Below are 12,942 nucleotides of genomic sequence, written 5' to 3'. Positions count from 1 at the left end.
GCGTTAACCCCGGATCGAACTGCCAGGATAGCGGCGGCGGCGAAGACGTTGCCAAGCATGCTGCAAACGGGCACCCATACTGCGCGAGGCCCGCACCAAAGGGCGATTTCGCTGCTGATCAAAGGCGTTGTAGATGGTGCCGATAATGTCTACGCCCGCCGATTGCATATCATCGTAGGCTTGCCGCAAGGTTTGCAAGGTCGTGTGGTCACGCCAGCCAACCAGCAAGGCTTGCCCCACTTGGTGGGCGACCATCTGCGCATCGGCAGCGGACATCGCTGCATGCGTATCCACAATACAGGCATCAAAACGGTCGCGGCAGGCATGCAGCAAAGCTTGCAGGCGAGGCGCCCGTAAAATTTCTAACGGGTTGGGCGGCATGGGCCCAGCAGGCAAAACAAACAACTCTGGCAGCACTTGGACTAGCACCTCATCCAGACTGGTCCGGCCGGCCAAGACGCTGGACAAACCATCGCGGCTGCCGAGCGTGAAGTAACGATGCTGTGATGGTGCTCGCAAGTCGGCATCAATCAACAAGGTACGCTTACCGACCTGTGCCAAAGCCAACGCCAGACTGGCAGCCAGGTAACTTTTGCCTTCGCTACGCTGCGCACTGATCACGGCTAAACGAATAAAATCTTGGGTTGCCTCGCGCAGCAGGATATTGCTACGCAGGCGGCGAATTTCTTCCGCTTCGGTGCTGAACGGTTGATGCAAAATCGCCAATGTCGGATCGGCCTGACCGACCAATAGGCTGCCACCGGCGTAGCCGAACTGCGTCGCCAGCACCTCTTCGACTTCCTCACGCGTCAGCATCCCAAGCTGAATCGCCGCCTCACCGAAACGCAGCCCTCGCTGGGTTTGCGTCTGCACAATCTTCTCAATTTGTTCTGGGCTTAAGCGCTGAGAAAACAGAAAAATGTCGCCCATGCGGGTCGAGTTTCGCAGTGCCTTGTCCTTGGTCACCAGGCTGGCCGGCGCAGCCGCTAAAGCGGCCACCTCAAGACTATTCAGTTCGTCTAGAAAAGGGTCGGCTGCAGCAGCGGGGACTGAATCGGCGAAAGGATCTTTATGCTCAGACATCATCCCCCCATAACGGGTCCATGGTTGTTGTGGGTGGCAGTGCGGCAGCAGCCAGGCGTTTACTACCGCCAACTTGACCGAGCACCGGCAACTCAAACTCTTTCTGTAAATCTTCCAAACACCGTACTCGCCGGTTACTCAATTCGAGCAGGAAAGCCAAGCTCAGCCCCAAGACCAGCCCACCGAATATGCCAAAGACCAGGTTATTGAGCAAAATCGGTTTGATATGTTTGGTAGGCAACTCGGCCCAGCGCATCACAGCAGAATTGGCGATTGAAATGTTACTGGACATCAACAGCTCGTCATACCGCTGCAAAGCGGTGTTATAAATTTTCTGCACACTTTCAAGCTGGCGTTGGTAAGAACTGATGATGTCGCGGTGCTTTTTATTTTCGAGGGTGCGCTGCTGTTGTGCATTGATTTGCTGCTGCAAAATTTGCTCTTGGCGTAAAGCTTGCTCATCAGCGCTGCGCACGCTGTCTAAAATGGTACGCGCTTCCCGCTCCAAGCGCTCGGTCAGCGCTTGGCGCTCCTCAATGATTTCCCGATAACGCGGATGGTTGCGGCCATACACGGCACTGGTTTCGGCCAGCTTGGCATCCAACGACGAGAGGCGGCCCTTCAATTCAGGAATATTGCCCAAGGTGCTGAGTGTTGGAATTTCATAGGCACGATGCCCAGCCTGCAACAATTTTTCCAGCGCGGCGCGACGCGCGGTCGTTTCAGCACGCAGCCCCTGCGTTTGGGCCAGCCGGGTGCTGAGTTCATTTAATTGACGGGTATCTGTATCTTGTTTTTCATCAACTTCTAAAATGCCGCTTTCCTGCTGGTATTCCGTCAGCTTGGTTTGTAAATCATCGACTTGCTGGCGTAAGCTTTCAAGCTGGGTATTGTATTGATCGCGACGCGCCTGGGCCGGCGCCATCACTAATTCAATCGTGAGATCAATGTAGGATTTGACCAAGGTGTTGGTGATATCGCGTACCTGCTTGGGGTCTTTGCCCGTGTAGCGGACTTCAATGATGCGGCTGGTCTTGTGCGTCACAATATCTAAACTCTTGGCCATGCCCTCTGCCATGAGCCGCTTCGCGGTTTCAGCCCCACGCAGGGCCACCAGCTTGCGACCTTCTTCGCTATCTAGCAGGCGGAGTTTATCGATGGTGCGCTCAGCCACCTGCACGCCTTTGAGCATATCAAACTGGGTTTCGAGATAACTCTCGTCTTGCATGGGATGAAACTGCCGGCCCGAAATCGGATCATTCGCCCGATAGTCAATAAAGATATCGGCTGACGCCCGATAGGTTTTGGGAATCACCACGCTAATCGCACCAGAGACTGCCGCGCACAGGAACACTGCCACGAGGATGGTCGTGCGGCGCGCTTTGGCAATCGCCCCAAGCTGCGTAAAAGAAAGCACTAAATCGCGGGTTGCGGCCATACTTAAAATATCCGTTCATCGACAAAAATGACGTCGCCGGGGCGAATCGGGGTGTGCATACTTGCGCGTTCAGCGCCCGCTTTGTCATCGTTTGTAGCTCGACTGTGGGGCGGCTTGTCAGCGGCGCGATAAATCATGATCCGTCGCGCACTGCCGCGCTCGGTGATGCCGCCACCAATCGAAATAGCACGCATCACGGTAAGTTCGTCTTCAATCGGATAAACCCCCGGGCGGCGAACTTCGCCATGAATGTAAAAAACCTTTTGCTGGGCGACATAGATAACGTCATCGGGTTCAAGCGCTTGTTCAAGCTGTTGTCGTACCAGCGGCGTCGGGTCATCTAAACGCAGCGACAACTGCCGCTGTTCCAACCCGCCAGGCTGGCCCGTTTGGCGGCGAATCAGAATCACCGTTTTGTCGGCGCGCGGCGTAACGCCACCAGCAAGGCTGATGGCATCCAATAGGGCTACTCGCCCTTGCAATGCATAACGACCGGGTTTTTGCACTTCACCTAATACGGAAATCTGACGACTCCGCTGTTGCCGCAATTGCGCCGCCACACGGGGTTCGCGCAAAAAGTTGCCGCTGACCAGTCGTTGTGCGTAAAGCTGCGCAATTTCTGCTGGGGTTTTGTCGCGCACATCCAAACTGCCAATTAAGGGCAATACCAATTGACTGGCTTCACTGACCGTGACCTCTCCCGATAAATCAGGATGCCCAAAAACGGTGATCGCCAGTTGATCGCCAACGCCGACAACTTCACGTAACCCTTGACTCACACCTAGATCAAGGCTGCTGGTCGTATTCTGCAGCGGTGTGGGGGCAACGCTTGCGGTCGGGCTAGCAGGCTTGGTCGTGGCGACGGGCGCAACCGGCGATTCCCAGCGGAGTTGTGGCAGCACTTCAATCACGGGGGCGGGAGCGGCTTGGGTCAGCATTGCCGGCACAGGGGCGGTACTCGCCGGGGCTGGCATGTCAGCCCGAACGCCATTGTTAGGGCGCGCGTGTGCCGCCCAGGCCAGACTTAAGCCCAAGCTGAGACAGCCAAACAAAGACAAGCCCCGACGGGAAAAATAAGGGAACAAACCAGGCATTAAGAACGTAACCCAACTGTCGAAAAGAGATAAATGGCGATTCGTTGATATATCGGCATTCGCAAGCTGCACTGAAATCTGCGCACGGAATCTGTGTAGATAATCGCGACGTTTATGCGCCAGATTACAGTCGCAGCGACATTATGCCGTAGTTCTCCCTGGCTGGTGCCGCTCGTACGGGTTCATCTGATTGCGTGAGTTGCAAAAATCCCGACGGGCTGGGAATAACGCAGCAGGCAACCAACAAATTCACCTTATTTGGCAATTTGTCATCAAGAATCGGCCGCGTTCTAGATTGATTTTGCCTAACTTAGGAGCGGCTTTCTATACAATAGAACCCTGCGCATCGGCACAATTCTTGGTTTGGAGATTCTCATGCGATTACATTCTGCCCCACCGCTGAGCATCGGCTTGGCTGTTTTACTGGCACTCGGCACGGCAATCTCTACGCCCGCCGCTGCACAAGCAAGCCCAACCGCCGGCAGCACGGACAGCGCAAACCCAACCGCGCTGGGGCAAGCGCTGATGCAATCAATTCAAAACAAACGCTTTGCCGAGGCCATAGAGCAAGCAGATCGACTGCTGAGTTTACAGCCCGAACAACCCGAATGGTTGCTTCAGCGCGGCGTTGCCTTGCTGAATCTAGGGCAAGAAAATGCAGCGGCGCAACTCTTTGAGCGCCTATTGGAACGCTATCCCAACCACAGCGCCCCGCTGATCAACCTCGCCGCCGTGCGGGCGCGACAAAACCGGCTGGATGAGGCGCGCGCCCTGCTGGTCCGCGCCGTTGAACAAGGCAATAGCAATCGCCTCGAAGCCCAGCAAAGTCTGGCCAATGTTTATTTGGGCTTGGCTTGGCAAACCTATCAGCAGATTCTGGCCCAAGCGCCAGCCAATGCCGACACCGCCCTGCTGCAAAAACGGTTAACAGCGATTGAACTGGCACTAAAACCCAGCAACGCTGGCCCCGCGCAAAACCTGTTGGCCCAAACCCCTGCGTCTAACGCCTCAACGGGCGGGCGGGCGCTGCGTTTAAGCCCTAACGCCGCTGCACTGGCTGAAACCGCGCCGCTACGCAATCAAAGCCTCACGATTCAAAAAGTGGCCTTGCAAGTGCCGCCTGAGAACCCAACGACAGCCCCTGCCGGGCTTACTGAAGGCGGCACCACGGCGCTCCCGCTAACCGAAACGCTCGCCAATACCCTGGAAGGCTGGCGGCAAGCTTGGCAACAAGCGGATTTAAATGCCTACAGCGGCTACTATGCGGCAAACTTTCGCAGCCCGACCTTTAACGATCGGGCTGCCTGGCTGGCTTACAAACAGCGCGTCTTTGCTAATGCGGGCAAGATCCAACTTGAGCTGAGCCAAATTCAATGGGAAACCCGCGGCGAGTGGGCACGGGTGAGCTTCCAGCAACGCTATCAATCACAGGTTTATCAAGCCAACGACCGCAAACAATTGGAGTGGCGGCAAACGCCCAGTGGCTGGAAAATTCAACGTGAAATCTCGCTTTCTGGTACGCCGCAACCCACCCAACAACCCTTGGCTAAGACCCCTGCGCGGCGTGTGACGCCCACCGCAGAAAACCGCCGCCCTGCGCCTATGCAAGCTGTGCCGGTGGCACCACCACCCAATACGGCACCGCCCTCGAACTCGACTAACGCTGTAGTGAGCTTCCGTTACTAATGACACCTTCCCCTGTTTCAACTTCGGCGGTGGTGGCGCCCGAGTTCAAGCTCAGCGCAACACGTGTGCCCTTAGTGATTGTCTCTCCAGTGCGGGATGAAGCCGCATTGATTCGCCTGACGCTGGATGCCATGTTGCAGCAAACCGTCTTACCGGTAGAGTGGGTGATTGTTGATGATGGCTCTACCGATGCTACGCCAGCGATTGTTGCCGCTTATGCCGCCCGCTATCCTTTTATCCGGCTGGTTCACAATCCTGATCGCGGCTATCGCAAGGTCGGTGCCGGGGTCGTTGTGGCGTTCAAGTTTGGGGTCAGTCAGATTCAGTATCAGGCATATCAGTATCTGGCCAAAATGGATGGGGATATGTCATTCGGGCCTCACTATCTGGCACAGATGTTTGCGGCATTCGACGCCGACCCTCGCTTGGCGGCTATATCAGGCAAAGTATTTCGACCCGAAGGCAATCAGTTGGTGGAAGAAGCCATTATTGACGAGCATGTGGCGGGTCAATTCAAACTCTACCGACGCGCAGCCTATGAAGAAATTGGTGGCTTTGTGGAAGAAGTCCTGTGGGACGGCATCGATGTGCATATGGCCCGCATGAAGGGCTGGCATACGCAAAGTATCCCTGCGCCTGAAGCCAGGCTGTATCACCACCGACTGATGGGCTCTTCCGACAAAAATGTATTTCGCGGCCGGATGCGCTGGGGGCGGGGAATTTGGTTCATGGGGTATCACCCGCTGTATGCGCTGGCCTCGGCCCTGTTCAGAATGCGCGAGAAACCACGGGTAATCGGGGGCTTGGTGATTTTCTTTGCTTATTGCAAAGCCGCCGTTACCCAGCACCCTCGCTATGATTACCCCGGCTTTCGGGAATACTTACAAGATTGGCAGTTAGCCCAACTCAAACAAAAAGCAGCCGGGTTACTAACAAAATTGGGATTGTTGACTAACCCTGAGTCCGCCAAGCCCCCCAAAAAGGGGCAAGAATAATGGCTGTTACCCCACCGCACCCGAGCGCACCACCGACAGCGGTGACGAGCCCCATGATGGCGCAAATTGACGAGGAAGCGGCACTGCAGTATTTCGATCAGGGACTCTATGGCGATCTCGACTGGGAAGGCACCCTGGATTTTATGACACGACGCTACATTCAACCGTTACAGCATGTCTTGCAGCCAGAGGCATCGGCAGAGCGCGCACTGGCAGGATTGACATTGGCGGATTGTGGTGCCGGGTTCGGCTGGCTGTCTTTTGCGTGGCTGAAAGCGGGGGGCGAACAAGCCATTTTGATCGAACCGGATGCGCGTCGCCTGCGCGCGGCGCAGGCGATTGCCAAGCATTTGGGCTTATTGCCACGCTGCACATTTCTTAATACTCGAATGCAGGATGCCCCCCTCGCGGATTACGCGGTTGACGTTGCCGCCAGCGTGGAATGCCTGGAACATGTCGGACGGCCGTCTATTGCTGCCTGCATCAACACCCTTTGCCGTTTACCCAAACAAGCCGTGTTGTTAACGACACCGAATGCGCGCTTTCCCATTATTGCTCATGATTCTCGCCTGCCCGCCGCACATTGGCTGCCTAAATCACTACGGCAGCGCTATGCAGGCTGGTTCGGGCGGGCTAAACAGGAAGAAGGAAATGATTTTTTAAGGCCGGCAGACCTGCGTCCGTTGCAGCAGCATTTCAAGCCAACGACCCGCTACCAAACCTTTGGGACATTCCGTGAGTTTTTGGCTTTTTACCCGCATTACTTGCCTTATGGGCCGCAAGCGCAGCGACAACGGACCGCGCCATCCTGGGCGTTACGGACACTGGTCAAAGTGACGGGGAGCCTGTTCGGCACGGGCGCTTGGCGCTGGTCACCAAACTTGGCCAATATCTGGTTGCGCGACCCGCCCCTAACCGGCTCGCCCGCCTCCCCTAGAGACATTCCAGCCGGGCCAGTAAATAGCCCCAGTAACGGGGAGCAGGCCCATGGCTGAGCGCGGCCTATTTGGTGGTGGCGCAGGCCTCTCCCGCACACGGACCCACACTACCAATCATGAGTTTTTTGCGGGGATGACCTTTACGTTGATTACCTGTTTAACGCTGTCGGCGTTGGTTGGCATTCATGACCTCGCCAGCTTGCAGGCATTTTCAACGACTTTTGTGATCACTTTGCTGGCTTGCCTGGCCTCTTACTTTAGACCTAACGCGGCGCGAGTCCTTGGTGCTTGGGATCTGGGTAAAACCTTCCCGTTAATTGTTGGGCGTTGGCTGTGGGTTTATTTCACCGTCTTGATGGCTGCCTATTTGAGTAAATCAGCCGAAGAGTTATCGCGGATGGTGATGCTGACTTGGCTTTTCGTTAATCCACTGGCGCTGTTATTGAGTGCGAGTATCTTACGGTTTCTGCTCGGTCGCTATTACCAGCAGTCCGACCGTCGACGCCGCGCCATCTTACTCAGCAGCAACAGTGCAACGGCTGATTTCGTCGCGGCGATCCAGCAGACACCCCTGGCTGATATCGACTTACAGGGTTTTTACGATAATCGTGAACAGTCTCGCCCGCCCAGTGATTTACGTCATTTGGGTAGCCTAGAAGAAGCGATTCGTTTTTTCCGCCGCATGCCCGCCGGCGAACCTGCCGTCGATGTGGTTTTTATTGCCCTCACCAGCAAAGAGCGCCCGGAGTTGAGCGAATTGATCGAGCTGCTGCAAGACAGCACCATTTCAACCTACTTTTTGCCAGAATCCCGCCTGTTCGGCTTACCCGGTATTCAAATCAGCGAACTGGCTGGCAAGCCGGTCCTGGTCGCCAGCGAAACGCCGCTGTTAGGCTTGGCGGCGATGAGTAAACGGCTGTTTGATATCATCGTTGCCAGTGTGGCGATCGTGCTCTTAAGCCCGGTGATGCTGGTGCTGGCTATTGCGACCAAGCTCTCTTCACCGGGACCCATACTGTATAAACAAGTGCGCTATGGCATGGGTGGGAAGCCGATTCTGGTGTACAAATTCCGAAGCATGTACCAGCAGGCCGCCAATGCACCGGTCATTCAAGCCACCGCGCAAGATAAACGAGTGACCCGATTAGGCTGGTTCATGCGCCGTACGTCTTTAGATGAACTGCCCCAATTTCTCAATGTATTGTTTGGCTCAATGAGTATCGTTGGCCCACGCCCGCATGCGGTTGAACACAACGAAATGTACCGCAAACTCGTGCAAGGTTACATGCTGCGACACAAAGTCAAGCCGGGTATTACCGGTTGGGCGCAAGTGAATGGCTGGCGCGGCGAAACCGACACCCTGGAAAAAATGCAAAAGCGCATTGAATATGATTTGCAATACATCCAGAACTGGTCGCTGTGGCTCGACTGTGTCATCTTAATCAAAACCGTCAGGGTGGTATTCGGACAGAAAAACGCATACTAATAACGGGGGCGCTATGCGGTATGTAAAACATGCACTATGGGGGCTGGGTATTCTGGCGATCACCCTGTTTGGTTTGACCCTGACTGTATCAGCGCTCTTTAATCCGAATGATTATCGCGACAGTGTGCGTGCCCTGGTCAAAAAAGAGTTACAGCGGGACATCCAATTTGGCGGCGATTTACGCCTGCGTTTTTTCCCCACGCTGGCGATTGATTTAGGTGAAACCGTGCTCTCCGAGTACCAATCCCCTCAACCTTTTGCGCGGGTGGAACGGCTGCAAGTCGCACTCGCTGTATGGCCCCTGTTACGCAAGCAACTGGTCATCAACCATGTGCTGCTGGATGGCCCGCAAATCACCCTGATTCGTCGGCAAGATGGTTCGCTGAATATTGCCGACTTACTCAAGCCCCCTAGCCCGGAAAACGAGCGGCCCTTTGCCTTCGATATCAGCAAGCTTCGCATTCAGCAAGGCCAATTGACCTGGGTGGATGAATTAAGCCAGCAAACTTGGCTGCTGGATAAGCTGCAGGTGCATACCGGCCGCTTAGCGCCGAATGTAGAGAGTGGCTTTAGTCTGCAGGGGCGTGTCTCGCAAGCGAAGCAAGCTACTCAGGTGGCTATCGAACTGGCGGGTCGCAGTGAGTTTAAGCTCGCACCGCTGGCCCTGGATCTAAAAAAATTGCGGCTACAACTCAATGGTCGGATTGCCCAACTCAGCGATTTAAAAACCCGCTTCGAACTCGACCAACTCCGCTGGGAAGCGACACCCGCTAATATTGATCTCACTGGATTACGGCTACAGAGTGAAGGCCGTATCTTGGCACAGGCTGGTGCGCCCACACAAGCCTTCGAGAGCCAGTGGACTTGGCCACGTCTGCAACTGCGTGCAGAGCAGGCAAAAGGCGAGCCCCTGAACATTCATTTCAATCTCACCGGCCCACAAGCGGTTGAGGCGTCGCTGGTGCTGGCTGAACCACAGGGCGACTGGCAAAACCTGCAATTTAAGCAGCTACACCTGCGCAGTCATGTCAAGAATGCGACACAAACCGTGGCCGCAGAATGGCGCAGCCAATTACAGTGGAATCAGGCAAAACAAACCTTAATGCTGCCCGGTATTGCGCTAACAACACGCCTGCAAACTGCTCAACTCGGCAATAAAGCCCTCAACGGCCAATTGAATGGAGATTTGCAAGCCGGATTCGCGGTGCCCCGTGTCAAAGGCCAGCTTGCAGGCAAATTGGGCGTCGCCAAGGCCACGCCGGTACGGCTCGAATTTGACTGGCAAAACCGTCGGAACGCCGCTCCGGGCGGCGCTGCTGTGGCGGTATTAAGCGTGATGCTAGAGCTTGCTGAATTGAATCTGGATGAATTACTCCCCCCACCCGCTCGCGCACAAGCCGCAACGCAAAAACCCGACCCAGACACCCCACTGCCCTGGTCTACCTTACTTCACGCTCCGGTTGTTGAGGGCCAGGTGCGTATCGGTCAACTGCAAGCACATGGCTTGCGGCTACGTGAGGTCAATGCGGCCCTTGCGCTGAGCCCCGGCGAATTAAAGTTAGCCCCCGTGCAAGCCAACCTTTATGGCGGTAGCGGCCGGGTTAGTCTGCGCCTGAATGCCCACCAGCAACAACTCCATGCCGAACAAACCCTCACAGGGGTGAGTTTGGAACCCCTGCTACAAGATTTAATCGGGCGTCACCCCGTCGCTGGGCGGGCACAACTCAATGCCAGCCTGCAAGGGCAAGGGGCTAGCCTCCAGGCGCTAAAACAACAATTACAAGGCGCCGGCAAGCTACAAATCAATGATGGTGCGCTAAGTGGGATCAACATCGCCAAAACCTTGCGCGAATGGAAAGCCAAACTCAGCCTGAATCAAGACGAAAAGCAACGGGCAAAGCAAGACGAAAAAACCGATTTCAGTGAATTGACCGCGACGTTTACGATTCGTGATGGCACACTGCTGAATCGGGATTTAGTCGCGAAAGCGCCTTTTTTGCGCCTAACAGGGGCCGGGCAAGCCAATTTGGTCAAGAATCAACTGGATTACCTCCTGCAAGCCAACTTGGTCAATACCGCAACCGGACAGGCAGGGAAAGAACTACAACAACTGCATGGTCTCACCATACCGATTCAACTCACGGGCCCGTTTGACGCTGTGGACTATCACCTGCGCTGGCGTGATCTCGCCGCTGGCGCGCTCAAAGGGAAAGTCAATCAACAACTCGATAGCGCCAAAGAAACCCTGAAACAGCAGGCGAGCGACCAACTCAAAGGCTTGTTGGGACGATGAATGCGCTCAATACACCAACGGGCAGCTTGCCACCGATTCTTGATTTAGAAGCCTCGGGCTTTGGTGCTGGCAGCTATCCGATTGAGGTTGGCTGCATCCTTGGCGATGGGCGCAGCTACTGTGCGCTGATTAGCCCGGCCCCAGGCTGGACGCACTGGAATGACGCTGCGGAATCAACCCATGGCATCTCTCGTGAGTTACTACTCACTCACGGGAAAGATCCCGTAGTAATAACCACAGAACTAAACAGTTTGCTGCGTGGGCAGACGGTTTACAGCGATGCCTGGCTGTATGACTATGCCTGGCTCGCCAAGCTCTACGAGGAAGCTGGACAACAGCCCAGCTTCCGCTTGGAAAGCTTGCAACGCTTGCTCAGTGAGAGCCAGATTCAAGCCTGGCCACCGGCTGTCACCCAAGCGCAGCAGCGGCTCAACATCCAACGACACCGTGCAAGCAGCGATGCCCGCATTCAGCAGGCCGCGCTAGCAACATTGCTCGGCTTGCAGTAAGTCCCCTACTGGTGTTGTGGATATCGACATGCTATGATGATTGACTTGCTTTGATTGGGTGTTGGCGGTTGCGACACCTCAATTAACGCAATCAAGCCATAAGCCCCCTTGGTAGAAACTGCTAAAGGGCAGGGGCCGGGTAGGTTACGTCACTTCAATGTCTGTAGCACGGCTCCGGTTCAGTTAAACGAAACGTTTAGGAACAACGCATGAAAATCCATGAATATCAAGGTAAACAAATCCTGAAGCAATTCGGTGTCAATGTCCCCCGTGGCATTCCTTGCTTAACCGTTGACGAAGCGGTGAAAGCAGCCGAAGAATTAGGTGGCCCAGTATGGGTGGTTAAAGCACAGATTCACGCGGGTGGTCGCGGTAAAGGCGGCGGTGTGAAATTGGCGCGCTCGATTGATGAAGTCCGCAAGCTGTCCAGCGAGATTCTCGGCATGCAATTAGTGACACACCAAACTGGCCCTGAAGGCCAAAAAGTGCGTCGCCTGCTGATCGAAGAAGGCGCAGACATCAAGAAAGAGTACTACATCGGTATCGTGACTGACCGTCTGACACAAAAAGTGTGCGTGATGGCATCGAGCGAAGGCGGGATGGACATTGAAGAAGTGGCCGAAAAAACCCCCGAGCTGATTCACAAAGTATTCTGTGATCCCGCCGTTGGTTTGACCGTGGCAGAAGCCGAAGAAATTTCCCGCAAAATTGGTTTGCCCGAAGCGTCTATCGCTAAGGCTGTACCTTTACTGCAAGGCTTGTACAAAGCTTACTGGGATACCGATTCTTCTCTGGCTGAAATCAACCCCTTGATCCTCGAAGGCAACGGCAACGTTAAAGCCCTCGATGCAAAATTCAACTTTGACTCCAATGCGTTGTTCCGTCATCCCGAAATCGTTGCGATGCGCGATCTGGACGAAGAAGATCCCAACGAAATTGAAGCCTCTAGATTCGACCTCGCCTACATTCAGCTCGATGGCAATATCGGCTGCTTGGTGAACGGCGCTGGCTTGGCCATGGCGACCATGGATACGATCAAATTGTTTGGCGGTGAACCCGCTAACTTCTTGGACGTTGGCGGTGGTGCAACGACCGAAAAAGTAACCGAAGCCTTCAAGATCATGTTGAAAAACCCCAACTTGAAAGCCATCTTGGTGAACATTTTCGGTGGCATTATGCGCTGTGACGTGATCGCTGAAGGCGTGATTGCGGCTTGTAAAGCCGTGTCACTGAGCGTGCCACTGGTGGTGCGTATGAAGGGTACCAACGAAGACCTCGGCAAGAAAATGCTCGCCGATTCCGGTCTCCCCATCATTAGCGCAGACAGCATGGCCGAAGCCGCCGAAAAGGTGGTCGCAGCCGCGCGCTGAGTTGAGCGCGCACCTGCAAGCACCTTTCGGCGTAGGCTAACCTCACAGAG

General features: G+C 55.1%; 10 protein-coding genes. 7 read left to right on the top strand and 3 right to left on the bottom strand.

Annotated features, from left to right (window positions below; genetic code table 11):
* Window positions 1–3: 3 nt before the first annotated feature.
* Genes DU000_RS09650 through DU000_RS09640 form a run of 3 tightly spaced genes read right to left on the bottom strand, consistent with a single transcriptional unit; the run spans window position 4 to window position 3,615 of the window.
* On the bottom strand, window positions 4–1,083 hold the full coding sequence (locus DU000_RS09650; protein WP_158529681.1) for a polysaccharide biosynthesis tyrosine autokinase: 1,080 nt from the start codon (window positions 1,081–1,083) through the stop codon (window positions 4–6).
* Entirely contained in the window at window positions 1,076–2,521 is a 1,446-nt protein-coding gene (locus DU000_RS09645; protein WP_114403201.1) for a hypothetical protein, read from the bottom strand. Before DU000_RS09645 ends, DU000_RS09650 begins: the two co-directional genes overlap by 8 nt.
* Window positions 2,522–2,523: 2 nt before the next feature.
* Window positions 2,524–3,615, bottom strand: a complete 1,092-nt coding sequence (locus DU000_RS09640) for an SLBB domain-containing protein (protein WP_114403200.1) — start codon at window positions 3,613–3,615, stop codon at window positions 2,524–2,526.
* Window positions 3,616–3,990: 375 nt separating this feature from the next.
* On the opposite strand from DU000_RS09640, the gene DU000_RS09635 reads away from it, so the two are divergent.
* From DU000_RS09635 to sucC, 7 genes are all read left to right on the top strand, one after another.
* Entirely contained in the window at window positions 3,991–5,301 is a 1,311-nt protein-coding gene (locus DU000_RS09635; RefSeq protein WP_114403199.1) for a nuclear transport factor 2 family protein, read from the top strand.
* The gene (locus DU000_RS09630; protein ID WP_114403198.1) at window positions 5,301–6,296 is read left to right on the top strand and encodes a glycosyltransferase family 2 protein; all 996 of its coding nucleotides are present in this window, start codon (window positions 5,301–5,303) and stop codon (window positions 6,294–6,296) included. Before DU000_RS09635 ends, DU000_RS09630 begins: the two co-directional genes overlap by 1 nt.
* On the top strand, window positions 6,296–7,291 hold the full coding sequence (locus DU000_RS09625; RefSeq protein WP_114403197.1) for a class I SAM-dependent methyltransferase: 996 nt from the start codon (window positions 6,296–6,298) through the stop codon (window positions 7,289–7,291). Before DU000_RS09630 ends, DU000_RS09625 begins: the two co-directional genes overlap by 1 nt.
* Window positions 7,284–8,720 carry an undecaprenyl-phosphate glucose phosphotransferase gene (locus tag DU000_RS09620; RefSeq protein WP_114403196.1) on the top strand — a complete coding sequence of 479 codons (1,437 nt, stop codon included), beginning with the start codon at window positions 7,284–7,286 and terminating at the stop codon, window positions 8,718–8,720. Before DU000_RS09625 ends, DU000_RS09620 begins: the two co-directional genes overlap by 8 nt.
* 13 nt (window positions 8,721–8,733) lie before the next feature.
* Window positions 8,734–11,013, top strand: coding sequence for an AsmA family protein (locus DU000_RS09615; RefSeq protein ID WP_114403195.1), 2,280 nt, complete (start codon window positions 8,734–8,736; stop codon window positions 11,011–11,013).
* Complete coding sequence (locus tag DU000_RS09610) at window positions 11,010–11,522, top strand: 3'-5' exonuclease family protein (RefSeq protein WP_114403194.1); 513 nt, start codon at window positions 11,010–11,012, stop codon at window positions 11,520–11,522. Before DU000_RS09615 ends, DU000_RS09610 begins: the two co-directional genes overlap by 4 nt.
* 209 nt (window positions 11,523–11,731) lie before the next feature.
* The gene (gene sucC, locus DU000_RS09605) at window positions 11,732–12,892 is read left to right on the top strand and encodes an ADP-forming succinate--CoA ligase subunit beta (protein ID WP_114403193.1); all 1,161 of its coding nucleotides are present in this window, start codon (window positions 11,732–11,734) and stop codon (window positions 12,890–12,892) included.
* The last annotated feature ends 50 nt before the right edge of the window (window positions 12,893–12,942 follow it).

The organism is Parvibium lacunae (assembly GCF_003335215.1).
In the GTDB taxonomy this organism is placed as follows: Bacteria; Pseudomonadota; Gammaproteobacteria; order Burkholderiales; family Burkholderiaceae_D; genus Parvibium; species Parvibium lacunae.
This window is presented reverse-complemented; position numbering and strand designations above follow the sequence as displayed.

Coding starts and splice junctions, on each gene's coding strand:
- DU000_RS09615 (WP_114403195.1), top strand. CDS start 8,734: ATGCGGTATGTAAAACATGCACTATGGGGGCTGGGTATTCTGGCGATC.
- sucC (WP_114403193.1), top strand. CDS start 11,732: ATGAAAATCCATGAATATCAAGGTAAACAAATCCTGAAGCAATTCGGT.
- DU000_RS09630 (WP_114403198.1), top strand. CDS start 5,301: ATGACACCTTCCCCTGTTTCAACTTCGGCGGTGGTGGCGCCCGAGTTC.
- DU000_RS09635 (WP_114403199.1), top strand. CDS start 3,991: ATGCGATTACATTCTGCCCCACCGCTGAGCATCGGCTTGGCTGTTTTA.
- DU000_RS09645 (WP_114403201.1), bottom strand. CDS start 2,521: ATGGCCGCAACCCGCGATTTAGTGCTTTCTTTTACGCAGCTTGGGGCG.
- DU000_RS09650 (WP_158529681.1), bottom strand. CDS start 1,083: ATGTCTGAGCATAAAGATCCTTTCGCCGATTCAGTCCCCGCTGCTGCA.
- DU000_RS09640 (WP_114403200.1), bottom strand. CDS start 3,615: ATGCCTGGTTTGTTCCCTTATTTTTCCCGTCGGGGCTTGTCTTTGTTT.
- DU000_RS09620 (WP_114403196.1), top strand. CDS start 7,284: ATGGCTGAGCGCGGCCTATTTGGTGGTGGCGCAGGCCTCTCCCGCACA.
- DU000_RS09625 (WP_114403197.1), top strand. CDS start 6,296: ATGGCTGTTACCCCACCGCACCCGAGCGCACCACCGACAGCGGTGACG.
- DU000_RS09610 (WP_114403194.1), top strand. CDS start 11,010: ATGAATGCGCTCAATACACCAACGGGCAGCTTGCCACCGATTCTTGAT.